At 60.6% G+C, this 23,446-nt stretch carries 22 protein-coding genes; 12 read left to right on the top strand and 10 right to left on the bottom strand.

The annotated features are described in order from the left end of the window. Window positions 1-52: 52 nt before the first annotated feature. Window positions 53-193, top strand: a complete 141-nt coding sequence (locus ASE80_RS30620; RefSeq protein WP_156376408.1) for a hypothetical protein — start codon at window positions 53-55, stop codon at window positions 191-193. A gap of 145 nt (window positions 194-338) precedes the next feature. Here the strand turns inward: ASE80_RS30620 and ASE80_RS04365 are convergent, their stop codons facing one another. From ASE80_RS04365 to bioB, 6 genes are all read right to left on the bottom strand, one after another. Then, on the bottom strand, window positions 339-620 hold the full coding sequence (locus tag ASE80_RS04365; protein WP_017138029.1) for a hypothetical protein: 282 nt from the start codon (window positions 618-620) through the stop codon (window positions 339-341). 106 nt (window positions 621-726) lie between these two features. After that, window positions 727-1,407: a dethiobiotin synthase gene (bioD, locus tag ASE80_RS04360; RefSeq protein WP_056857825.1), complete on the bottom strand. Its 681-nt coding sequence runs from the start codon at window positions 1,405-1,407 to the stop codon at window positions 727-729. Next, window positions 1,404-2,216, bottom strand: coding sequence for a malonyl-ACP O-methyltransferase BioC (gene bioC, locus ASE80_RS04355; protein WP_056857824.1), 813 nt, complete (start codon window positions 2,214-2,216; stop codon window positions 1,404-1,406). The genes bioD and bioC overlap by 4 nt, the downstream gene beginning before the upstream one ends. Continuing rightward, window positions 2,209-2,940: an alpha/beta fold hydrolase gene (locus ASE80_RS04350; RefSeq protein WP_056857823.1), complete on the bottom strand. Its 732-nt coding sequence runs from the start codon at window positions 2,938-2,940 to the stop codon at window positions 2,209-2,211. The genes bioC and ASE80_RS04350 overlap by 8 nt, the downstream gene beginning before the upstream one ends. Continuing rightward, window positions 2,933-4,114: an 8-amino-7-oxononanoate synthase gene (bioF, locus tag ASE80_RS04345; RefSeq protein WP_056857822.1), complete on the bottom strand. Its 1,182-nt coding sequence runs from the start codon at window positions 4,112-4,114 to the stop codon at window positions 2,933-2,935. Before bioF ends, ASE80_RS04350 begins: the two co-directional genes overlap by 8 nt. 155 nt (window positions 4,115-4,269) lie before the next feature. Then, the gene (gene bioB / locus ASE80_RS04340; RefSeq protein WP_056857821.1) at window positions 4,270-5,325 is read right to left on the bottom strand and encodes a biotin synthase BioB; all 1,056 of its coding nucleotides are present in this window, start codon (window positions 5,323-5,325) and stop codon (window positions 4,270-4,272) included. Window positions 5,326-5,439: 114 nt separating this feature from the next. Here bioB and ASE80_RS04335 point away from each other — a divergent pair, with 114 nt between their 5' ends. The 5 genes from ASE80_RS04335 (at window position 5,440) to rarD (ending at window position 11,190) form a co-directional block, all read left to right on the top strand. Beyond that, on the top strand, window positions 5,440-6,177 hold the full coding sequence (locus ASE80_RS04335) for a ComF family protein (RefSeq protein WP_056857820.1): 738 nt from the start codon (window positions 5,440-5,442) through the stop codon (window positions 6,175-6,177). A gap of 57 nt (window positions 6,178-6,234) precedes the next feature. Then, window positions 6,235-6,999, top strand: a complete 765-nt coding sequence (locus tag ASE80_RS04330; protein WP_056857819.1) for a TOBE domain-containing protein — start codon at window positions 6,235-6,237, stop codon at window positions 6,997-6,999. A 79-nt stretch (window positions 7,000-7,078) separates the two neighbouring features. After that, window positions 7,079-8,977, top strand: coding sequence for a PhoX family protein (locus ASE80_RS04325; protein ID WP_056857818.1), 1,899 nt, complete (start codon window positions 7,079-7,081; stop codon window positions 8,975-8,977). A gap of 175 nt (window positions 8,978-9,152) precedes the next feature. Further along, a complete protein-coding gene (locus ASE80_RS04320; RefSeq protein ID WP_056857817.1) occupies window positions 9,153-10,127 on the top strand; it encodes a serine/threonine protein kinase in 975 nt (324 codons plus the stop codon). Window positions 10,128-10,305: 178 nt separating this feature from the next. Continuing rightward, on the top strand, window positions 10,306-11,190 hold the full coding sequence (rarD, locus tag ASE80_RS04315; RefSeq protein WP_017138019.1) for an EamA family transporter RarD: 885 nt from the start codon (window positions 10,306-10,308) through the stop codon (window positions 11,188-11,190). Between the two features lie 223 nt (window positions 11,191-11,413). Here rarD and ASE80_RS04310 read toward each other — a convergent pair whose 3' ends face one another. Then, on the bottom strand, window positions 11,414-11,926 hold the full coding sequence (locus tag ASE80_RS04310) for a glycine cleavage system protein R (RefSeq protein ID WP_056857816.1): 513 nt from the start codon (window positions 11,924-11,926) through the stop codon (window positions 11,414-11,416). A gap of 584 nt (window positions 11,927-12,510) precedes the next feature. On the opposite strand from ASE80_RS04310, the gene ASE80_RS04305 reads away from it, so the two are divergent. Beyond that, window positions 12,511-14,688 (top strand): malate synthase G, encoded by a 2,178-nt coding sequence (locus ASE80_RS04305; RefSeq protein ID WP_056857815.1) that lies wholly within the window; start codon window positions 12,511-12,513, stop codon window positions 14,686-14,688. Window positions 14,689-14,748: 60 nt separating this feature from the next. Here the strand turns inward: ASE80_RS04305 and ASE80_RS04300 are convergent, their stop codons facing one another. The 3 genes from ASE80_RS04300 to ASE80_RS04290 all read right to left on the bottom strand — a co-directional run bounded on the left by ASE80_RS04300 (window position 14,749) and on the right by ASE80_RS04290 (window position 16,254). After that, complete coding sequence (locus tag ASE80_RS04300) at window positions 14,749-15,111, bottom strand: hypothetical protein (protein WP_133257333.1); 363 nt, start codon at window positions 15,109-15,111, stop codon at window positions 14,749-14,751. A 177-nt stretch (window positions 15,112-15,288) separates the two neighbouring features. Beyond that, the gene (locus ASE80_RS04295) at window positions 15,289-15,681 is read right to left on the bottom strand and encodes a hypothetical protein (RefSeq protein WP_056857813.1); all 393 of its coding nucleotides are present in this window, start codon (window positions 15,679-15,681) and stop codon (window positions 15,289-15,291) included. A gap of 126 nt (window positions 15,682-15,807) precedes the next feature. Next, window positions 15,808-16,254 (bottom strand): response regulator, encoded by a 447-nt coding sequence (locus ASE80_RS04290; RefSeq protein ID WP_056857812.1) that lies wholly within the window; start codon window positions 16,252-16,254, stop codon window positions 15,808-15,810. A gap of 247 nt (window positions 16,255-16,501) precedes the next feature. Here ASE80_RS04290 and ASE80_RS04285 point away from each other — a divergent pair, with 247 nt between their 5' ends. From ASE80_RS04285 to ASE80_RS04265, 5 genes are all read left to right on the top strand, one after another. Further along, entirely contained in the window at window positions 16,502-18,424 is a 1,923-nt protein-coding gene (locus ASE80_RS04285; protein WP_177336505.1) for a putative nucleotidyltransferase substrate binding domain-containing protein, read from the top strand. Beyond that, on the top strand, window positions 18,421-19,128 hold the full coding sequence (locus ASE80_RS04280) for a 3'-5' exonuclease (protein ID WP_056857810.1): 708 nt from the start codon (window positions 18,421-18,423) through the stop codon (window positions 19,126-19,128). Before ASE80_RS04285 ends, ASE80_RS04280 begins: the two co-directional genes overlap by 4 nt. Window positions 19,129-19,273: 145 nt before the next feature. Then, a complete protein-coding gene (locus ASE80_RS04275) occupies window positions 19,274-19,792 on the top strand; it encodes an RNA polymerase sigma factor (protein ID WP_056857809.1) in 519 nt (172 codons plus the stop codon). Beyond that, window positions 19,789-20,751 carry a FecR domain-containing protein gene (locus ASE80_RS04270; RefSeq protein WP_056857808.1) on the top strand — a complete coding sequence of 321 codons (963 nt, stop codon included), beginning with the start codon at window positions 19,789-19,791 and terminating at the stop codon, window positions 20,749-20,751. Before ASE80_RS04275 ends, ASE80_RS04270 begins: the two co-directional genes overlap by 4 nt. Window positions 20,752-20,957: 206 nt before the next feature. After that, on the top strand, window positions 20,958-23,387 hold the full coding sequence (locus tag ASE80_RS04265) for a TonB-dependent siderophore receptor (RefSeq protein ID WP_056857807.1): 2,430 nt from the start codon (window positions 20,958-20,960) through the stop codon (window positions 23,385-23,387). The last annotated feature ends 59 nt before the right edge of the window (window positions 23,388-23,446 follow it).

The raw sequence follows: 23,446 nt of genomic DNA, 5'->3' as shown, positions 1-23,446 counted from the left end.
AGCGATAAACCTCTGCTGATGTATCTGGGATGAACAACCGCGTGGATTTGTTATGGCGGTCAAACAGGTGTTTGAAACATACGTTTACGACCTGGGGTTGTCAAGCATCGCGCCGACGCCGTTTGTCATGACGCGCATCAATGCCACGCACGGCAAGGCCTGCGGCGCGATGCCACGTGATTTGAAAGTGTAGAAGTTCCCAGGGGCGAATCAGCACAATGTGGGAGCGGGCTTGCTCGCGAATGCGGTGTGTCAGTCAGCTCATCTGAAACTGATACACCGCATTCGCGAGCAAGCCCGCTCCCACAGTAGAGCCCTATACAGACAGAGAGAGGGGATTAAGCGTAGGTATCGATCAACGTGCCGAGCATTTCATCCGAAGCCTTGGCGACTTTCGCGCCCAGCTCCACTTGAAACTTGCCTTGGGCCATTTCGACCATGTTGCTCGCCGAGTTGGACGGCTGGGCGCGATCGTTGGCTTGCAGACGATCACTTTGTGCATCCGAGGGCTGGGTCGTCGCGGCGCCGGCGATTTTGCCGGCGGCCTGGTCGACGCGGTTCTGCCCGGCCTGAATGGTGCTCAGCCCCGAATAAAACGCGCTGCTTCCAGAGATTTCCATGGCGTAAGCCTGCCTTTAGAGAATCGTGAACTTGAATTGAAGCAGACATCCTGGCAAAACGCCCGTCAAAAACACTAATGGCATAATGCCTTATCGATAGCCAAAATCAGTCAAGCAGGTCCAATTCCAGGTACTCGGCCACCACTTTCGCGCTGGCCTGCTTGAGCTTTGGCACCCGCCCCAGGCACGGCGCGGGCAACCGCTCAGCCAGGGTGGCGAGGTTTTCTTCCAGACGAGAGGTCTTGGGATCGATGATATTCGCCACCCAACCCGCCAACGACAAACCGTCTCGCGCGATGGCTTCGGCGGTCAGCAGCGCATGGCTGATACACCCCAGACGCACGCCCACCACCAGAATCACCGGCAGCTTGAGCGCAATGGCCAGGTCCGACAGGTTGTCCTGATCGGCCAACGGCACTCGCCAGCCGCCCGCGCCTTCGATCAAGGTGAAATCCGCGCCCTGCGCGAGTATGTGCTGCATCGGTTTCAACAATGATTGCACCGTGAGCGCCACACCGGCCTCTCGAGCGGCCAAGTGCGGCGCAATCGCGGGCTCGAAGGCCACCGGGTTGACCTCGGCATAGGTCAGCGGCAGCGAACATTCGGCCAGCAGAGCCAAGGCGTCGGCATTGCGCAAGCCTTTTGGGGTGACCTGGCAGCCTGAGGCCACCGGCTTTCCGGCGGCGGTGCTTTTACCCGCAAGCCGCGCGGCATGCAGCAGCCCGGCGGCGACGGTGGTTTTGCCGACATCGGTGTCGGTGCCGGTAATGAAATAAGCGGCGCTCATAAAGGTTTCTCCAGTACGGCGTACACCACTTGGTACGTGGCGGGCAGGCCCTGGGCCTGACGAAACTGCTCGTAAGCGTGCACCAGTGCAACAATCCGCGCGCGGCCCGTCAACCCTCCCGGCCGACCGGGGTTGAGGTTATGCGCGCCCAATGCCTTGAGCTCATGGGTCAGGCTGCGCACATCCGGGTAATGCAGCACGTGAGGCTGGCGCTCCAGGCTCAGCACCCGTAAACCGCTGGCGGCACACAGCTGTTGGTAAGCCTCGAAGGTGCGGAAGCGGTTGACGTGAACCAGGCCATCCGCCGCACGCCAGCTTTGGCGCAACTCATCCAGAGTGCCCACGCACAAGCTCGCAAATGCCAGCACGCCACCGGGTTGCAGCACGCGATAAGCCTCGCTGAGCACCGCGTCGAAATTCGCGCACCACTGCACCGCGAGGCTGGAGAACAGCAGGTCGAAGCGCTCAGTTGCCAGCGGCAAGCGTTCTGCATCACCCGCGATAAAGTGCTGTGCGCCACCCAAAGGCCGCGCATGGCTGAGCATGCCTTCGGCGATATCCAGCGCCACCCCTTGGCTTGCCGGCAACAAATCGCCCAGCACACGGCTGAAATAACCCGTGCCGCAACCCACATCCAGCCAGCGTCGGGGTGCGATGGCAGCGGGCAGGCGCGACAACAGCGCATGCCCGACTGCGCGCTGCAGCTCGGCGACGCTGTCGTAGCTGGCAGCGGCGCGGGAGAACGAGGCCGCCACCTGGCGCTTGTCCGGCAAGCCGCCCGGCAGTGGCGGCTGGGATAAATCAGTCATCAACACACTCATGCAAAAAAGCCTGGATGGCCCCCGCTACTCCGTGAGGGTCTTCCAGAAGAAAAGCGTGACCGGCCTGTTCAATCAGGCCGATTTCTACATCAGGCAGCAGCGCCAACAGGTCACTCGCAGCTTCGGCGGGCACCAACCCGTCCAGCCCCGCAAACAGGTGCAGTTGCGGGCCGCGATACGCCTGCAAAGCGGCGCGGGTATCCAGTTGAGCAAGCAGTTCCAGGCCAGCCATCAATACGCTCGACGACGTATTCGGCGCCCCGCTGACCAACAGGCGCGACAGCCCGCGCGGGTCTTCGGCACCTTTGGCGCATAACAAACCGAAACGTTTAAGGGTGACTTGAGAGTCGGCGTGGCAACCCGCGAGGAACGCATCGAACGTCTCGGCAGGCATCGCACTGGGCCAGCCTTGATGGGCGACAAAACACGGGTTGCTCGCCAACGTCAGCAGCCCGCAGCAACGCTCGCCGCGCCGCGCCGCCAGCTCGGAGGCGAGCATGCCGCCCAGGGACCAGCCGCCCAGCCAGGCGTTGTCAGGCAGCGTGGCGTCGAGTTCGTCGAGCCATTCATCCAGATCGCTGGAAGCCAGCACCGGCAACGGTTCGATATGCACGTGCAGGTGTTCGTCCAAACCCTGCAAGGCGCCAGCCAAAGGCTCCAGCGGTGACACGCCGAGCCCCCAGCCGGGCAGCAATACCAGTCGATCACGCATGGTCGGGCTCCGTAATACTTAACAACCGGAAACACTCATCCAATCCGTTTAACAGTAGCTGCACCTGCGCCGCGCTGTGGGCCGCCGTCAATGTCACGCGCAAACGCGCACTGCCGGCCGGCACGGTCGGTGGGCGGATGGCCGTCACCATCAGGCCGCGCTCGCGCAACATCTGCGACAGGCGCATGGCGGTGGCGCTGTCGCCAATCAGGATCGGCTGGATCGGCGTGAAGCTGTCCATCAAGCGCAGGCCAAGCTGCTCGGCGCCCTGGCGGAACTGGCGGATCAGGCCATTGAGGTGCTCACGTCGCCAATGCTCGGTACGCAGCAGCTCCAGGCTTTTCAAGGTGGCGCAGGCCAGTGCCGGTGGCTGGCTGGTGGTGTAGATGTAGGGCCGGGCGAACTGGATCAGGCTTTCGATCAGCTCCTCACTGCCCGCCACAAACGCCCCGGCGGTGCCGAACGCTTTGCCAAGGGTGCCGACCAATACCGGCACGTCTTCCTGGCTCAAGCCGAAATGCTCGACGATGCCACCGCCCGTAGCACCTAACGGTCCGAAGCCATGGGCGTCATCGACCATCAACCAGGCGCCTTTGGCGCGGGCCTCACGGGCCAGCGCAGGCAAGTCGGCCAGATTGCCGTCCATGCTGAACACCCCATCGGTGACCACCAACGTATTGCCGGTAGCCTTCTCCAGGCGCTTGGCCAGGCTGCTGGCGTCGTTATGCAGATAGCGGTTGAAACGCGCCCCGGACAGCAGGCCGGCGTCCAGCAGCGAGGCGTGGTTGAGCCGATCCTCCAGCACCGTATCGCCCTGCCCCACCAACGCGGTGACCGCGCCCAGGTTGGCCATATAGCCGGTAGTAAACAGCAGCGCACGCGGGCGCCCGGTGAGGTCGGCCAGGGCTTCCTCAAGTTCATGGTGCGGCGTGGCATGGCCGATTACCAGGTGCGAAGCGCCACCGCCCACGCCCCAACGGGAAGCACCGGCGCGCCAGGCTTCGATCACTTGCGGGTGATTGGCCAGGCCCAGGTAGTCGTTATTGCAGAATGCCAAAAGCGGCTTGCCATCCACCACCACTTGCGGGCCTTGCGGGCTGTCAAGCAAAGGGCGTTGGCGATAGAGGTGTTCGGCACGGCGGGCAGCGAGGCGCGCGGCGAGATCGAAAGACATGCAGGCCTCGGCAGTTCAGGTTGAACCGGTCCAATCTGGGAGCTGGCTTGCCTGCGATGACGGCAGCACATTCAGTATCAATGTGCCTGGAAGACCGCTATCGCAGGCAAGCCAGCTCCCACAGTTGGATTGCGTTTCACATGTGGAGAGAGGCGTTAAACCACCGCGTTATAGAACTGCTCGCTGCTCTTTTGCTCCACCAACGCCTGCTCAATCGCCGCCTGATGCACTTCATCGGCGTGCTCTTCACGGGCTTCCGGCAAGATCCCCAGGCGCGAGAACAGTTGCATGTCCTTGTCGGCCTGCGGGTTGGCGGTGGTCAGCAACTTGTCGCCGTAGAAGATCGAGTTGGCACCGGCAAAAAACGCCAGAGCCTGCATCTGCTCGTTCATCGCCTCACGACCGGCCGACAGGCGCACATGGGATTGCGGCATCAGGATACGCGCCACGGCGAGCATGCGGATAAAGTCGAACGGGTCGATGTCTTCGGCGTTTTCCAGCGGCGTACCGGCAACCTTCACCAGCATGTTGATCGGCACCGACTCCGGATGCTCCGGCAGGTTGGCCAGTTGGATCAGCAGGTTGGCACGGTCGTCGAGAGACTCGCCCATGCCGAGGATGCCGCCCGAGCAGATTTTCATCCCCGAATCACGCACGTAGGCCAGGGTTTGCAGGCGCTCGCCGTAGGTGCGGGTGGTGATGATGCTGCCGTAGAACTCCGGCGAGGTGTCGAGGTTGTGGTTGTAGTAGTCCAGGCCGGCCTGGGCCAGGGCTTCGGTCTGGTCCTGATCGAGACGGCCGAGGGTCATGCAGGTTTCCAGGCCCATGGCCTTCACGCCTTTGACCATCTGCAGCACGTAGGGCATGTCTTTGGCCGACGGGTGCTTCCAGGCGGCGCCCATGCAGAAGCGCGTCGAGCCGATGGCCTTGGCGCGGGCTGCCTCTTCGAGGACCTTCTGCACTTCCATCAGCTTTTCTTTTTCCAGGCCAGTGTTGTAGTGGCCCGACTGCGGACAATATTTGCAATCTTCCGGGCAGGCGCCGGTTTTGATCGACAGCAAGGTCGACACCTGCACGCGGTTGGCGTCGAAATGCGCGCGGTGCACGATCTGCGCCTGGAACAACAGGTCATTGAAGGGTTGCACAAACAGCGCTTTGACTTCGGCTAAAGACCAATCGTGACGCAGGGTGGCAGAGGTGCTGGCGCTCATGGGCGATTCCTTGATTATGCTTGGGCTTACGCTGTGGGAAGGGCAATACCGGCAATACCCGTAATACCCACAGTCAGTCACGACACGGATGCTCGGCATATTTAAGGAAGATTCATGCACTGTCAACTTGGATACAAACATCAGGTTTACATCTGGTTAGAAAACAACCATACCTGTTTAATCTGCGATGAAGCGACAAACTCAAGTCACAACCTGTGCAACGTCTGCGAAATCGAGCTGCCCTGGCTGTTGGAGCACTGCGAGGTGTGCGCCCTGCCACTGCCGATGGAGGGCTTGATCTGCGGTCCATGCCAAAAAAAACCGCCTGCCTATAAACAGGTTATCGCACCCTGGACCTACAGTTTCCCCGTCGACACCCTTATCAGCCGCTTCAAACACCACTCGCGCTGGCCGCTGGGCCATCTGCTCGCACGCTTGCTGGGGCAATATCTGCAACACCGTTTCGACAACACCGAACTCGCCCGCCCCGACTGCCTGCTGCCGGTGCCCATGGCGCGCAAGCGCCTGCGTGAGCGCGGCTTCAACCAATCGTTGATGTTGGCCCGCTGGCTCAGCGCAGACCTCGACCTCCCACACGATGAACGCCTGTTGTTACGCCCCCATGAAACCGTCGCGCAACAAGACCTCGATGCAAAAACCCGCCTACGCAACCTGCTCACGGCGTTTGCGCTGGCGCCCGACGCCCAGGTGCAGGGCCGCCACTTCGCGCTGGTGGACGACGTACTCACCACCGGCGCCACCGCCCACAGCCTGGCCCGGCTGTTGATGGACGCCGGCGCCCGTCAGGTCGATGTGTACTGCCTGGCCCGCACGCCAAAACCGGGCACATGACTTGACTCGCGTGCGCGGCGCCTGCAACGTCCGCTGACCTTATCGAAGCGTATCCACATGTCTCTGCCGACCTCCCTCAGCCAACACATCATCCGCCGTCCCCAGCGCATCGCCTTGCTGGCGCACATTGCCGAGCAGGGTTCGATCACCCGCGCGGCCAAGAGCGCCGGCCTGAGTTACAAGGCCGCGTGGGATGCTATCGACGAGTTGAACAATCTCTCGCAAAAACCGCTGGTGGAGCGCAGCGTCGGCGGCAAAGGCGGCGGCGGTGCCAAGCTGACGGCCGAAGGTGAACGGGTGCTGCGTCTGTACCAGCGCCTGCAAGTGTTGCAAGCCGAGGTGCTCGGTTCGGATGAAGACGCGAGCGACCTCAACCTGCTAGGCCGCCTTATGCTGCGCACCAGCGCGCGCAACCAATTGCACGGCCAGGTCAGCGCCATCGAACATCAGGGCCGCAATGACCTGATTCGCCTGCAACTCTCGGGCGGCTTGAGCCTGAGTGCGCAGATCACCCACGACAGCACGCAACGGCTGGAGCTGGAGACCGGCGTAGAAGTGGTCGCCTTGATCAAGGCCGGGTGGCTGGAATTGCTCGCCATCGGGCAGACTGCAACACTTGGACACAATTGCATGAGCGGTGTGATCGAGACGATTCTCGACGCCGATGACGGCCCCATTGAAGTGCGCATCAACCTGCCCAGCGGCCAGGTTTTATGCGCCCTGGCGCAGCCCGCCGCGCTCAAGGCACTGGATGCGGTCGAAGGCGCAGCGGTCCAGGTGCAGTTCTCACCCAGCAATGTGCTGCTCGGCACACCGGCCTAGGCGCCCGCCGTCTTCAAGCTGCAACAAATTCGTCACGAGCGCTCCTTAAGGTGTCTGCAAAAACCGCAGGGAGCCTGAAATGAGCCTATTAGAAGAAAACCAAGCCACCGACCTTGAACAGATGGTCGGCCTCACCCGCCGCCGCTTTATCGGCGCCGGTGCCCTGTGCGGTGCCGCGATGTTCCTGGGCGGCAACCTGCTCACCCGCAGCGCAATGGCGGTGAACGCTGCCACCGCCAGCCCCTTGCTGGGCTTTACCAGCATCGCCGCCGCCACCAGCGACGCCATCACCTTGCCGCCAGGTTACTCCGCCTCGGTGCTGATCAGTTGGGGCCAGCCGCTGCACAAGAACGCGCCGGCCTTCGACCCGTCCGGCAACGGCACCGCCAAGGCCCAGGAACAACAGTTCGGTGACAACAACGACGGCATGAGCCTGTTCGCCTTCCCCGGCGACAACAACCGTGCGCTGATGGCCATCAACAACGAATACACCAACTACCGCTACCTCTATGCCCACGGCGGCGCACCGCAATCGGCTGAAGACGTGCGCAAGGCCCAGGCCAGCGAAGGCGTGTCGGTGATTGAGGTGCGGCGCAAGGGCGACACCTGGCAGTTCGTGCAGGACTCACGCTACAACCGCCGCATCCACGGCAATACGCCGATCCACTTGGGCGGCCCCGCTGCCGGCCATGCCTGGCTGAAAACCAGCGCCGACAAAACCGGCAAAAAAGCCCTCGGCACCTTCCAGAACTGCGCCAACGGCAAGACGCCATGGGGCACGTACCTGACCTGCGAAGAGAACTTCACCGACTGCTTCGGCAGCAGCAACCCGCAACAAAGCTTTGACGCCGGGCAAAAGCGCTACGGCGTGGTGGCCGCCAGCCGCGAGATCAACTGGCACCTGCACGACCCGCGCTTCGACATGGCCAAGAACCCTAACGAACTCAATCGCCACGGCTGGGTGGTTGAAATCGACCCGTTCGACCCGCAATCCACTCCGGTCAAACGCACCGCCCTGGGCCGCTTCAAACACGAAAACGCTGCACTGGCAGAAACCCGTGATGGCCGCGCCGTGGTGTACATGGGCGACGACGAGCGTGGCGAGTTCATCTACAAGTTCGTCAGCCGCGATCCGATCAACCACCACAACCCCAAAGCTAACAAGAACCTGCTCGACCACGGCACCCTGTACGTGGCGATTTTCGATGCCGGCGACGGCAATGCCGATCACCCCAAGGGCAAGGGCGAATGGGTCGAGTTGACCCATGGCAAAAACGGCATCGACGCCAGCTCAGGCTTCGCCAGCCAGGCCGAAGTGCTGATCCACGCCCGCCTGGCCGCCAGTGTGGTGAAAGCCACACGCATGGACCGCCCGGAATGGATCGTGGTCAGCCCCACCGACGGCCAGGTGTATTGCACGCTTACCAACAACGCCAAACGCGGCGAAGACGGCCAGCCGGTGGGCGGGCCGAACCCGCGTGAGAAAAACGTCTACGGGCAGATTCTGCGCTGGAAAGCCGACGCGGATAACCACGGCGCCAACACCTTCACCTGGGATTTGTTTGTGGTGGCCGGCAACCCCGGTGTGCATGCGGGTACGCCAAAAGGCGGCTCGTCCAACATCAACCCGCAAAACATGTTCAACAGCCCCGACGGCCTCGGCTTCGACAAGGCCGGGCGCTTGTGGATCCTCACCGACGGCGACTACAGCAACAAGGGCGACTTCGCCGGCATGGGCAATAACCAGATGCTGTGCGCCGACCCCAACACCGGGGAAATCCGTCGTTTCATGGTTGGGCCGGTGGCGTGCGAGGTCACGGGCATCAGTTTTTCGCCGGACCAAAAGACGTTGTTTGTGGGGATTCAGCATCCGGGGGAAACCGGCGGTTCGACCTGGCCGGAGCATCTGCCCAATGGCAAGCCGCGCTCGTCGGTGATGGCGATTCGGCGGGATGATGGTGGGATAGTCGGCGCCTGACAGGGCCTTGTGGCGAGCGGGCTTGCCCCGCGTTGGGCTGCGCAGCGGCCCCAAAACAGCGGGAGCGCTGCGCACTCCAACGCGGGGCAAGCCCGCTCGCCACAACAGCCACCACCTGGCTATGCTGTTACCATACCCGGCCGGACGCGGCGCCCTGCTGCGCGCAGGAGTTCGCATGGCCCACCCGTTTGAAACACTCACCCCTGATTTAGTACTCGACGCCGTCGAAAGCATCGGCTTTCTCAGCGACGCGCGCGTGTTGGCGCTCAACAGCTACGAAAACCGTGTGTATCAGGTGGGCATCGAAGACTCCGAGCCGCTGATCGCCAAGTTCTACCGCCCGCAGCGCTGGACCAACGAAGCGATCCTGGAAGAACACCGCTTCACCTTCGAACTGGCTGAGTGCGAAGTGCCGGTGGTTGCGCCGCTGGTCCACAACGGCGAAAGCCTGTTCGAACATGCGGGTTTTCGCTTCACCCTGTTCCCACGCCGTGGCGGCCGGGCGCCGGAGCCGGGTAACCTCGACCAGCTGTATCGCCTTGGGCAATTGCTCGGGCGCTTGCACGCCGTGGGTTCTACCCGCCCGTTCGAGCACCGCGAAGCCTTGGGTGTGAAGAACTTCGGTCACGATTCCCTCAACACCTTGCTCGAAGGCAATTTCATTCCCAAAAGCCTGCTGCCCGCTTACGAGTCCGTAGCACGCGACCTGCTCAAGCGCGTGGAAGAGGTGTACAAGGCCACGCCACACAAAAACATCCGCATGCACGGCGACTGCCACCCCGGCAACATGATGTGCCGCGACGAGATGTTCCACATAGTCGACCTGGATGACTGCCGCATGGGCCCGGCCGTGCAGGACCTGTGGATGATGCTCGCCGGTGACCGCCAGGAATGCCTGGGCCAATTGTCGGAATTGATGGACGGCTATCAGGAGTTCCACGACTTCGACCCACGCGAACTGGCCTTGATCGAACCCCTGCGCGCCTTGCGCCTGATGCATTACAGCGCCTGGCTCGCGCGCCGCTGGGACGACCCGGCGTTCCCCCACAGCTTCCCGTGGTTTGGCAGCGAGCGGTATTGGGGCGACCAGGTGCTGGCGTTGCGCGAGCAACTGTCGGCACTGAATGAAGAACCCCTGAAACTCTTCTAAAGCGCAGTACACCACCGGTGTGGGAGCTGGCTTGCCTGCGATTCAGACAACTCGGTGTATCAGTGGCACCCAGGTGATTTCATCGCAGGCAAGCCAGCTCCCACAGAAAAGCCCCTGCCTTGCCTGACAAAAATCCTTACAATCGCGCTTTGTAAGCTGCCTGAGCAAGGATTCTGCAATGCACGCCGCCAACCCCCGCAAGGGGTACATCCTGGGCCTGAGTGCCTATGTCATCTGGGGTCTGTTCCCACTTTATTTCAAAGCCATCGCCAGTGTTCCCGCCGCCGAAATCATCGTGCACCGCGTGTTGTGGTCGGCGCTGTTCGGCGGTTTGCTGCTGATGGTGTGGAAGCACCCCGGCTGGTTCCGCGAACTGCGTGACAACCCCAAGCGCCTGGCGATTCTGGCTCTCAGTGGCTCGTTGATTGCGGCCAACTGGCTGACCTATGTGTGGTCGGTGAACAGCGGGCGCATGCTGGAAGCGAGCCTGGGTTACTACATCAACCCGTTGGTGAATGTGCTGCTCGGCATGCTGATCCTGGGCGAGCGCCTGCGCCGTCTGCAATGGATCGCCGTCGGGCTGGCGGCGGTGGGTGTGGCGCAGCAAGTGTGGCAAGTCGGCAGTTTGCCGTGGGTGTCGCTGGTGCTGGCGCTGACTTTCGGCTTCTACGGTTTGATCCGCAAACAGGCGCCGGTCAAGGCGCTGCCGGGGCTGGTGGTGGAAACCTGGATGCTGGTGCCGATCGCCGTCGCCTGGTTGTTGTTCAACCCGTCGGCCCATAGTGCGCAGCTTGAGTTTTGGAGCACTTCCGAAGCCTGGTGGCTGGTGGCCGCAGGCCCGGTCACGCTGATCCCGCTGGTGTGTTTCAACGCTGCCGCACGGCATCTGCCCTATACCGCGCTGGGCTTTCTGCAGTACGTAGCGCCGACACTGGTGCTGCTGGAAGCGGTGCTGCTGTTCGGCGAACACCTGGCGACGAGCACGCTGATTGCCTTCGCGTTTATCTGGGCAGGCCTGGTGGTCTACAGCCTGGATGCGTGGCTGACGGTGCGCAAACGCTGATCAAATAACGTACAAACCTCTGCAAGCCACAGTGCACGTGGCTTGCAGGCATTCACCCCAAGGTTATCCACAACCTGATCCCCGCCATTTGTGCACAAGCCCTTGAAACTGCTCGTTTTTTGCTCAACCGACGAAGAAGCCCGGCCGACGTGGCCTGGCGCCGGGTCTCTACAGGTTATCCACAGGCCCATGCAAGATTTCCATGCATAACCCTGTGGACCGATTATTCCTCGTGGTGCAGTTCCACCATCAAATCATCGGCCAAGGTTTCCAGGGACAGCTGCAAGGTATCCAGGGACAACGCGGCCGGCACTTGCAACAGCGCTTCGGCGCTGAACAGTGGATCACCGCTCATGGGCGCCGGTCGCACATCCGTGCTCAGGCTGGCCAGGTTCACGCCTTGTTTGCTCAGCAGCGCCGTGATTTCGCGCATGATGCCCGCACGGTCATTGCCCACCAGCGTCATCATGATCGATTTGGACGCCGAGGCCTGCCCGCTGCTGCCCTCGCCCACCAGCACACGGATTCCGTGTGTGGATAAGTCTTCCAGCGCGCTCACCAGGGCCTGACGCTGTTCCGTCGGCACACTGACCCGCAAGATCCCGGCAAACTGCCCGGCCATATGCGCCATGCGGCTTTCCAGCCAGTTACCGCCGTGGGCGGCAATGTTCTGCGCAATGCGTTCAACCAGGCCGGGTTTGTCGGCGGCGATAATAGTGAGTACAAGATGGTCCATGGCGAAGCCCTCGGTGGGTTGATCATCGATTATAGGCACACACCCTGTGGGAGCGGGCTTGCCCGCGATGGGCGTATGTTGCAAGTGGGCTGTTGTGGCGAGCAGGCTTGTCCTGCGTTGGGCTGCGAAGCGGCCCCAGTAAAGGCACTGCAATTTTCCTGTTGGAACTCAGCGTCTGAGTTTGGGGCTGCTTCGCAGCCCAACGCAGGACAAGCCTGCTCGCCACAGGAGAAATTGGCTGCCTTCAAAAGTTGTGTCGATATTTATGCCGCGTTGGGGTCTGTCAGTTACACATCGGTTGGCTGAGCTATCGCTATCGCGGGCAAGCCCGCTCCCACATGAAGCCAATGCCTACGGAAGCGGCCAGAAACAAATCGTGTACCATTTTTATATTTATCTGGAACAATCCAATAGTTTTTTGAGAACATCCGATTCTCCGCTGTGACCGTACGACCAAAATGAGTCGCTAAACGACGTATTTAGTCTAATTTTCACAACCGCAAGTCATCATGTAGTATGCCAAACCGTGCACTACATAATGAAAATCTGAAACAGCGCATAAGCTCCGCAGAGTGAGGCAAGCAATGACTGAACACGTTCAAGTTGGTGGCCTGCAGGTCGCCAAAGTCCTGTTCGACTTCGTGAACAACGAAGCCATTCCCGGCACCGGCATTACTGCCGACCAGTTCTGGGCCGGCGCCGACAAGGTCATCCACGACCTGGCACCGAAGAACAAAGCCCTACTCGCCAAACGCGATGATTTCCAGGCGCGGATCGACACCTGGCACCAGACCCACGCGGGCAAAGCCCACGACCCGGTGGCCTACAAAGCCTTCCTGCAAGATATCGGCTACCTGCTGCCAGAAGCCGCAGACTTCCAGGCCTCGACCCAAAACGTCGATGACGAAATCGCCCGTATGGCCGGCCCGCAGCTGGTGGTACCGGTCATGAATGCCCGCTTTGCCCTCAACGCCTCCAATGCCCGCTGGGGCTCGCTGTACGACGCGCTGTATGGCACCGATGCCATCAGCGAAGCCGACGGCGCCGAGAAGGGCAAGGGTTACAACAAAGTGCGTGGCGACAAGGTCATTGCCTTCGCCCGTGCTTTCCTCGACGAAGCCGCGCCGCTCACCGCCGGCAGCCACGTCGACTCCACCGGTTACAAGATGGTGGATGGCAAGCTCATCGTCAGCCTCAAGGGCGGCAGCAACAGCGGCCTGCGCGACGATGCACAGCTGATCGGTTTCCAGGGCCCTGCGGCCGAGCCGATTGCGATCCTGCTTAAACACAACGGCCTGCACTTCGAAATCCAGATCGACGCCAGCACCCCGGTCGGCCAGACCGACGCCGCTGGCATCAAAGACGTGCTGATGGAAGCCGCGCTGACCACTATCATGGACTGCGAAGACTCCGTCGCCGCCGTCGATGCCGATGACAAAGTGGTGATCTACCGCAACTGGCTCGGCCTGATGAAGGGCGACCTGGCCGAAGAAGTGGCCAAGGGCGGCAAGACCTTCACCCGCACCATGAACGCCGACCGCGTCTACACCGGCGTGGATGGCCAGGACGTAACCCTGCACGGCCGTTCACTGCTGTTCGTGCGCAACGTTGGCCACTTGATGACCATCGACGCGATCCTGGATAAAGACGGCAACGAAGTGCCGGAAGGCATCCTCGACGGCCTGCTCACCAGCCTCGCGGCGATCCACAGCCTCAACGGCAACAGCAGCCGCAAGAACAGCCGCACCGGCTCCGTGTACATCGTAAAACCGAAGATGCACGGCCCCGAAGAAGCAGCGTTTACCAATGAGCTGTTCGGCCGCATCGAAGACGTGCTGAACCTGCCGCGTAATACGCTGAAAGTCGGGATCATGGACGAGGAGCGCCGCACCACGGTCAACCTCAAGGCCTGCATTAAAGCCGCGAGCGAGCGTGTGGTGTTTATCAACACCGGCTTCCTCGACCGCACCGGCGATGAAATCCACACCTCCATGGAAGCGGGCGCGATGGTGCGCAAGGCCGCCATGAAGGCGGAAAAATGGATCGGCGCCTACGAAAACTGGAACGTCGATATCGGCTTGAGCACCGGCCTGCAAGGCCGTGCGCAAATCGGTAAAGGCATGTGGGCCATGCCCGACCTGATGGCGGCGATGCTTGAGCAGAAAATCGCCCACCCACTGGCTGGCGCCAACACCGCCTGGGTGCCATCGCCAACGGCTGCTGCGCTGCACGCGCTGCACTACCACAAGGTTGATGTGTTCGCCCGTCAGGCTGAGTTGGCCAAGCGCGAACGCGCCTCGGTGGACGACATCCTGACCATCCCTCTGGCCAGCAACACCGATTGGTCCGAAGAAGAAATCCGCAACGAGCTGGACAACAACGCCCAGGGCATCCTCGGCTATGTCGTCCGCTGGATCGACCAGGGCGTCGGCTGCTCGAAAGTGCCGGACATCAACGATGTGGGCCTGATGGAAGACCGCGCCACCCTGCGCATCTCCAGCCAGCACATCGCCAACTGGCTGCGCCACGGTATCGTCAACGAAGCCCAGGTGATGGAAAGCCTCAAGCGCATGGCGCCGGTGGTGGACCGTCAGAATGCCGGGGATGCGTTGTACCGTCCGCTGGCGCCGGATTTCGACAGCAACATCGCGTTTCAAGCGGCGGTGGAGTTGGTGATTGAAGGGACCAAGCAGCCGAATGGGTATACGGAGCCGGTGTTGCATCGTCGGCGTCGGGAGTTCAAGGCCAAGATGGGGATTTAACTAGCAACTGAAAACGTCCCTGATCACAGGATCAGGGACTGTTTCTGTAATCACAAACCATTATGGGAATTTGTAATTCAAACTACCCGTCCCTTCGATTGTCAACTCCTTCCTTCCATCCATAAATTTCCCGCTAAATTTGAACTCCATATTATCCGTTGAGTTTTTAGACATCACCTCAACTTTACCTGTTATATCGAAAGTACCATTAGCAGTATTGTACTGAAACTTATAGTCACTTGCCTTGAATTCATACGTATTTGGACCATCAATCACTGCCGGTTCAAACCTCATAGAGATACCTTCCAACCCTTGATTACTCTCAAAGGAGAGATCACTGCCTGAAACCTTAGTAGAAGAATATTTATTTACAGAAATACCATTGCGAAAAACTTCCGCGTCCATTTTTCCAGAGGTGCTCATAATTAACTCCTGCTTTTTAATAAGTAAGTTAACACTATTGACTATCACTTCACCAACAATTACATCAGTGCTCTTCAAACCACACTCAATGTCGGAAATTACAACTTTCACGGAGAAATTAACGAACGCTAGCGAACTCGTGACGTCCAAGCTATTGCTGTACCAGCTCTACCAACCTCATTTTTCCAGCGCGCTATACTTAATAGTGTACTTACCGTTAAGTACAACAACTGGCGTCTGCCCACCAAAAGTCAGATCTACCAACGTGGCTGCGTGTTGGAAAGAGTCACCAAACTCCGAACGCACTACGGTCAGCTTCAACTTTCCGGACGTGGGCATGCTCCAATCATCCCCCTTGGCATCACGATAAGTTGCCCCACTTTCCGTAAGATCAAACTCCTGATCATCGCCGCTCGGCACTTCGTGACCATACGAAATATAAATACTCTCCTTGCCGAGACCGTTTATTCGGGACGAAGAGAGATAGCCTAAAAATTCCGTTGCGGAAAAAACACTGATATTACCGTCAATGGTAACCTTGATGTCAGCGGCACCCGTGATATTACCCATGATGAACTCCTGTTCAGGTGATAGGCACTGATTCACTCCAGTGCGCCTAAACCCAGTACACAGGCTTTCCATTGACATAACTACTGTCAGAGTTAACAGGTATTACAAGAAACCGACCAACGGCAACTACTGCGCCATCCCCAATTCCCGCTTGACCATCTTCGCCAACTTCACGCTATCAATCGGCTTGAGCAAAAAATCCACCACGCTCAAATGCATCGCATCAATCACATCCGGGGCTTCCGCGTCTCCCGACATGATGATGATCGGCAACGCCGCACGGGTTGAATCGCGCACCTTGCGAATCAATTGCAGGCCGTTGCTCGGCGCCATGCGCAAATCGGTGATCAGCAAACCGATGGAACTGCTGGAGCTCAACAAATCCCACGCTGTCTCGCCACTGTCGGCGGTCATGCAACGAATGCCGTCCAGGCCCAGGATTTCTGCCAGCAATTCACGTGCGTCCTTGTCGTCATCGACAATCAGCACCCGTTGTGGCGGCAGATCGGGCTCCAGCATCACGGCGCTCAGCGCCTCGCGCTCGGCATCACTCAAAATATCGTGGTCGGACATACGTTTCTCAGCAGTTCTATTCAAGCTCCCAGCACACTCGTCAGACATCTGCGGAAGGGCGAACAATGTGCACTTCGTCGGAAAGTTTGCCTAGTGGGCGTTCTACGGGGTTTGGACGATAGTCATGTAAGGTTTTTCCCTAGTCGTGGTGGGTTTTACCGAGACCTAGACTTACGTCCAATGGGCACCCGCCGCGCGGGAGTCGACCATGCAGGACGATAACGACAAAAAAATTGCGGTCACTGTTATGAGTAAAGCTGATGCTTTCACGCAGGCGGGAAAAACCGCCGTGTTGCAGAACATCCACGGCACTTTGCAATTCCTGCAACGCTTCCCTCCGTTTAACCAGATGGAAAACGCCCACCTGGCGTTTTTGGTCGAACAGTGCCAACTGCGCTTCTACGGCCCCGGCGACAGCATTCTCAAACCGTCCGGCGGGCCGGTGGAGCACTTCTATATCGTCAAGCAGGGCCGCGTCGTCGGCGAGCGGCCGGATTCGACGCAAACCACCTTCGAAATCACCACCGGCGAGTGCTTCCCCCTCGCCGCGTTGCTGGGTGAACGTGCCACGCGCACCGAGCACAAAGCCGCCGAAGACACCTTTTGCCTGCAACTGAACAAGCCGGCGTTTATCAAGCTGTTCGCCCTGTCCAGCCCGTTTCGCGATTTTGCCCTGCGGGGTGTCAGCAGCCTGTTGGATCAGGTCAACCAGCAGGTGCAGCAAAAGGCCGTGGAAACCCTGGGCACCCAGTATTCGCTGAACACCCGCCTGGGTGAATTGGCCATGCGCCACCCGGTCACCTGCAGCCCGACCACGCCGCTGCGCGAGGCAGTGACGCTGATGCATGAGCAACAAGTGGGCAGCATCGTGATCGTCGATGCGCACAAGGCGCCGCTGGGGATTTTCACCTTGCGCGACCTGCGCCAGGTGGTCGCCGATGGCACCAGCGATTTCAATCAAGCCATCGCCGGCCATATGACCCAGGCGCCGTTCTTTTTAAGCCCGGACCACAGCGCCTTCGACGCGGCCATTGCCATGACCGAGCGGCATATCGCCCATGTGTGTCTGGTCAAAGACCAGCGCCTGTGTGGCGTGGTGTCCGAGCGCGACCTGTTTTCCCTGCAACGGGTCGACCTGGTGCACCTGGCCCGCACCATCCGCAACGCACCCCGGGTGGAAAACCTGGTGGTGATTCGCGGCGAGATCGGCCAACTGGTGGAACGCATGCTGGCCCATGGGGCGTCGTCCACCCAGATCACCCACATCATTACCCTGCTCAACGACCACACCGTGTGCCGGGTGATCGAACTGACCCTGGCCGACAAAGGCGACCCTGGCGTGCCCTTCAGCTGGCTGTGTTTCGGCAGCGAAGGGCGCCGCGAACAAACCCTGTTTACCGACCAGGACAACGGCATCCTGTTCGAGGCCACGGACGCCGCCGAAGCCGCCGAGATCCGCGGCCGCCTGCTGCCCCTGGCGCAGCAGATCAACCAAAGCCTGGCGCTGTGCGGCTTCAGCCTGTGCAAGGGCAATATCATGGCCGGCAACCCCGAGCTGTGCCTGTCGCGGGCTGAATGGGCGCGGCGCTTTGGTGCCTTTATCCGCGAAGCCACGCCGGAGAACCTGCTGGGCTCAAGCATCTATTTCGATTTGCGTGTGGTGTGGGGCGACGAGCGCGGTTGTGAGCAACTGCGCCAGGGCATTCTGGATCAAGTGGCCGATAACCGGTTGTTCCAACGCATGCTGGCCGAGAACGCCTTGCGCCAGCGCCCGCCGGTGGGGCGTTTCCGCGACTTTGTACTGACGCGCAAAGGCACCGAAAAGGCCACGCTCGACCTCAAGGTGCAGGGCCTTACACCTTTTGTGGATGGCGCGCGCCTGTTGGCCCTGGCCAATGGTATTCACACCAACAACACCCTGGAGCGCCTGCGCCAACTGGTGGCCAAAGAGGTGATCGAACCGCTGGACGGTGCCGCCTATGAAGAGGCGTATCACTTTATCCAGCAAACCCGCATGCAGCAGCATCAGCTGCAAACCCGCGAGAACTTGCCGTATTCCAACCGTGTCGACCCCGACAGCCTCAACCACCTGGACCGGCGCATCCTGCGCGAATCCCTGCGCCAGGCCCAACGCCTGCAAAGTAGCCTGACGTTGCGGTATCAACTGTGAGCCTGTTCGGTTGGTTGCGTAAGAAAAAGCCCGGGCTCGATGCAACCCAACAGCAGCGACTGGTGCATTTGCCCAAGCCCGCAGCCTTGGGCGACGGGTCTTTACGCGGGCAACGCTGGGTGGTGGTCGACCTGGAAACCAGCGGCCTGAACCTCAACCGCGACCAGGTGCTGTCCATCGGCGCAGTGGTCATCGAGGATGGCGCGGTGGATTTTTCGCAGATGTTCGAGCGCACCCTGCTACGGGCCAACACCAAGGTCGGCCCCAGCGTGTTGATCCACGGCCTCGGCCCCAGTGCGATTGCCGCCGGCAGCGACCCGGCCGAAGCCTTGCTGGATTTTATGGCCTTTGTCGGCGACAGCCCGTTGCTGGCGTTCCATGCGCCGTTCGACCAACACATGCTGTGCCGGGCGCTCAAGGACAGCCTGGGTTATCGGTTGGCCCACCCGTTCCTTGATGTCGCCGACATCGCCCCGCTGTTGTGCCCCGACGCGAATATCCGTGAAGCCGGGCTCGATGACTGGATCAGCCACTTCAAGCTGCACGTGGGCGAACGCCATCACGCCAGCGCCGATGCATTGGCCACGGCAGAGCTGATGCTCATCCTGTTCAGCCGTGCGCGCCAACAGGGAATCGACAGCCCACAGGTGCTGCAAGAGCGCTTGAGCCAATGGACACGGCGCAAACAAACACCCTCTTTCTAGCGAAACGCGGAGCGTCCCAGGAGGCATTTCCACGCAGAGCGTGGGAACGATCGTCCGACAGACGCCAATTGCGCGCACTCCCTGCCTCTGACACAATCGCGAATAATTCTCGTTAGTTTAAACCCCTTGTTTATTCGGTGATGCCTTGTCGTCGGTCCAAACCCCACACAGTGAGCTTGTTGGCGCGTTGTATCGCGACCATCGTGGCTGGCTGTTGGCGTGGCTGCGACGCAATGTGGCCTGCCCGAGCCGCGCCGAAGACCTGAGCCAGGACACGTTCATGCGCCTGCTGGGCCGCGACGATCTGCGCGAACCCCGCGAGCCCCGCGCGTTTCTGGTGGCCATCGCCAAAGGGTTGCTGTTCGACTACTTCCGCCGCGCGGCACTGGAACAGGCCTACCTCACCGAACTGATGCTGATCCCGGAAAGCGAACACCCTTCGCCCGAACAACAGCAACTGATCCTCGAAGACCTCAAGGCCATCGACCGCCTGCTCGGCAAGCTGTCGAGCAAGGCCCGCGCCGCCTTCCTCTATAATCGCCTCGACGGCCTGGGCCACGCCGAAATCGCGCAGCGCCTGGGTGTGTCGGTGCCGCGTGTGCGCCAGTACCTGGCCCAGGGCATTCGCCAGTGCTACATCGCACTGTATGGCGAGCCGCTGTGACCGGGTCCAAACCGGTCACCGCCCGCGTGCTGGATGCGGCGATTGCCTGGCAACTGTCGCTGGACTCGGGCGACGGCAGCGCTGTGGAACAAGAAGAGTTCGCCAAATGGCTGGCCAGTGATGAAGAACACGCACGCGCCTGGCGCCAGTTGGGCATGCTCGACCAGCGCTTCAGCATGGCCTCGGGCCCGGCGCGGGCGGCGTTGTTGCAGTCACGCCAAGGCATTCGCCAGCGCGTGCGCAAGCTGGGCAGCGGTTTGGCCAGCATTGCGCTGGTGATTGGCCTGGCGCTGTTTGCCGGTGAGCGTTACGTGCCGATCCATTATTGGCTGGCCGACCAACGCACCGCTACCGGCGAACAACGCACGCTGAAGCTGGCCGACGGCACGCTGATCAACCTCAACACCCACAGCGCCATCGACGTGCGCTTTGATGAAAAACGCCGATTGATCGTGTTGCAGGAAGGCGAAATCCTGGTCGAAACCGGCCACAACGATGCGCGCCCGTTCTACGTGCAAACCCGCGACGGCAGCCTGCGGGCGCTGGGCACGCGGTTTATCGTCAGGCGCGAAGACGACGCCACGCGTTTGAGCGTGCTGCAATCTGCTGTGGCCGCCCAGCCTGAGGCGCTGCATCAGGAACAGATTTTCAAAGAAGGCCAGCAAGTGCTGATGCGCAGCGACGGCCTCGGCCCTGCGCGGGTGGTCACACCCGCCGCAGACGCCTGGACGCGCGGCATGCTGGTGGTCGACAACGCCCGCCTGGGCGATGTGGTTGCGGAGCTTGGCCGCTATCGCACCGGCTACCTGGGCGTGGACAAAAACGTGGCCGACCTGCGCATCACCGGCAGCTTCCCGCTGCACGACACCACGCTGGCGCTGAACGCCCTGCTGCCGACCTTGCCGGTGCAGATCGAGCAGCACACGCCGTGGTGGGTGACTGTGAAGGGTAAGCCTTAGGTTTTTCAGCGCCTGGGCGATCGCCTTCGCAGGCAAGCCAGCTCCCACCTTTGGAAGTGTGAACACCGTTAAAGGTGGGAGCTGGCTTGCCTGCGATGAGGCCCTCTAAGCCACCTCAAAAAAATATTTTCACCCAGCCCTATCACTTTTTGATTCTCGTCCGGCACCTAGGCAATTGAGAAATATTTTCATTCAGGAGCCGCCCCATGTCCCGCACGCTAGACACCTTGTTGCGCCCCAGCCTGTTAGCCGTGGCCATTGCTCTCAGCGCCCCGCTGACGAGCACCACGCTGATCGCCGCCGAGCAAGCTAGCAACGTGCGCGCCTACAACCTGCCGGCTGCGCCATTGGCCAGCACCCTGAACCAGATCGCCAGCCAGGCCGGCCTGGCGCTGACGCTGAACCCTTCGCTGGCAGCGGGCAAAACCTCGGCACCGGTCAAAGGCCAGTTCGATGCCCAGGGCGCGTTGCGTGAGGCGTTGCGTGGCACGGGGTTGCAGTTGGAGCAGAGCAGCGCGGGGACGTTTACGCTGGTGGCCATTCCTGAAGGTGTCGTGGCGTTGCCGCAGACCAGCATCATTGCCCAGGGCAGCGATGAAAGCGCTTGGGGCCCCGTCGACGGCTACCTGACCAAACGCACTGCCGCCGGCACCAAGACCGACACCGCGCTGGTTGAAGCGCCGCGCTCGATCTCCGTCGCCACCCGCGAGCAGATGCAGGACCGCAACGTCCAGAACCTGGATGACGCGGTTAAATACATGCCCGGCATCGTGTCCGCCAGCTACGGCAGTGACACCCGCTACGACTGGATGCGCGTACGCGGCTTCGAACCCACGCAATTCCTCGACGGCCTGCCACTGCCACGCGGTGTGTACGCCAACCCGAAAGCCGAAACCTGGAACCTCGACCGCCTCGCCCTGCTGCGTGGCCCGGCCTCGTCGGTCTACGGCCAAACGCCGCCGGGCGGCCTGCTGGACATGGTCAGCCGCCGTCCCAGTGAAGAACAAAGCAGCGCCATCCAGGTGCAATACGGCAGTGACAACTACCGCCAGATCAACTTCGCCAGCACCGGCAAGATCGATGATGAAGGGCAGTTTCTGTATGGCCTCAGTGGCGTGGTGCGCGATGCCGGCACTCAGATCGATCACATCGACAACAAGCGCTACAACATTGCGCCCAGCCTGACCTGGAATATCGACCCGGATACCAAGCTGACTTTTCTGTCGCAGTTCACCCGTGACGATACCGGTGCCACCAGCCAGTTTTTGCCCATCCAGGGCACCAAGATCAAATCACCACTGGGTGATATTTCCCATCACAAAAACCTGGGCGACCCGGATTACGAATACTACGACCGCACCTACTACGCATTGGGCTATGCCTTCGAGCATCGTTTCAACGATACCTGGCAGTTCAAGCAGAACCTGCGCTACACCAAGTCGGAGCTGTCATTTCAGACACTCACCGTAGGTGCATATCCCTACACGATGGTTGACGCAGACGGCAACGTCGGCCGCACCTCGACAAACGTGGACGAGAACATCGGCCAATTGGCCCTGGACAACAACTTCCAGGCCGACTTCGCCACCGGCGATATCTCCCACACCCTGCTACTCGGCCTGGATCACCAGCGCACCGATACCTCTTACCTGTCGATTTACGGCGATGGCCTGAAGACCAACGTTAACAATCCGATCTACGGCCAGCCCATCGTTCGTCCCGCTCGCTCCGGGGCTTATTACGACTACAACCAGAAAACCGTGCAGACCGGCCTCTACGCTCAAGACCAGATGGCGCTTGACCAATGGCGCCTGACCTTGGGCGGCCGCGAAGACTGGGTGCATCAGGGCACCACGTACTTCAACCAGAAAGATGCGACCAATACCGACCGAATCAAACATTTCAGCGGCAACGCCGCACTCAGCTACGTATTTGATTCCGGCTTCGTACCCTATATTTCCTACGCTGAATCCTTCCAACCGGCGAGCAATGCCAGCGTCTCGGCGACCGAGTCCTACAAACCCACCGAAGGCAAACAGTGGGAACTGGGTATCAAGTACCAGCCACCGGGCTCGAACACTTTGCTCAGTGCCGCCGTGTATGACCTGACCCAGAAAAACGTTCTGGTAACCACCACTACCGCCGGCAGCATTCCAGTCACCAACCAGACCGGTGAAGTGAAAGTCAAAGGCCTGGAACTGGAAGCCGTGTCTGATGTGACCGACAACCTCAAAGTTATCGCTTCCTATACCCTGGCCAAATCCGAGGTGCAAAAAGGCGACTACAAAGGTAATCGTCTGCAACTGATGCCAAACCAGCAAGCAACCCTGTGGACAGATTACACCTGGCACACGGGTGTCCTCGACGGCTTCGGTATTGGCTTGGGTGCTCGCTACACCGGCAATACCTATGGCGACCAAGGCAATACGTGGTTGGGCAAGGCCGACGCCTACACCGTGTTCGATGCGGCCGTGCACTACGACCTCGGCCGTCTGGACAACAGCCTCAAAGGTGCCTCGGTAAAACTCAACGCGACCAACCTGTTCGACAAGGACTACATTTCAACCTGCGATGGTTTCTATTGCTACTACGGCGACCAACGCAGCGTCGTCGCCAGCGCCACCTACCAGTGGTAATCGGCTGAGTTAACAACCGGGCCGCCCCTGTGGGCGGCTTCGGTGTGTCTGAAGGCTAG

The organism is Pseudomonas sp. Leaf15 (genome assembly GCF_001421425.1).
GTDB classification, from domain to species: Bacteria; Pseudomonadota; Gammaproteobacteria; order Pseudomonadales; family Pseudomonadaceae; genus Aquipseudomonas; species Aquipseudomonas salomonii.
Note: the sequence above shows the minus strand (reverse complement) of the source record. Positions and strands in the feature narration are given on the sequence as shown.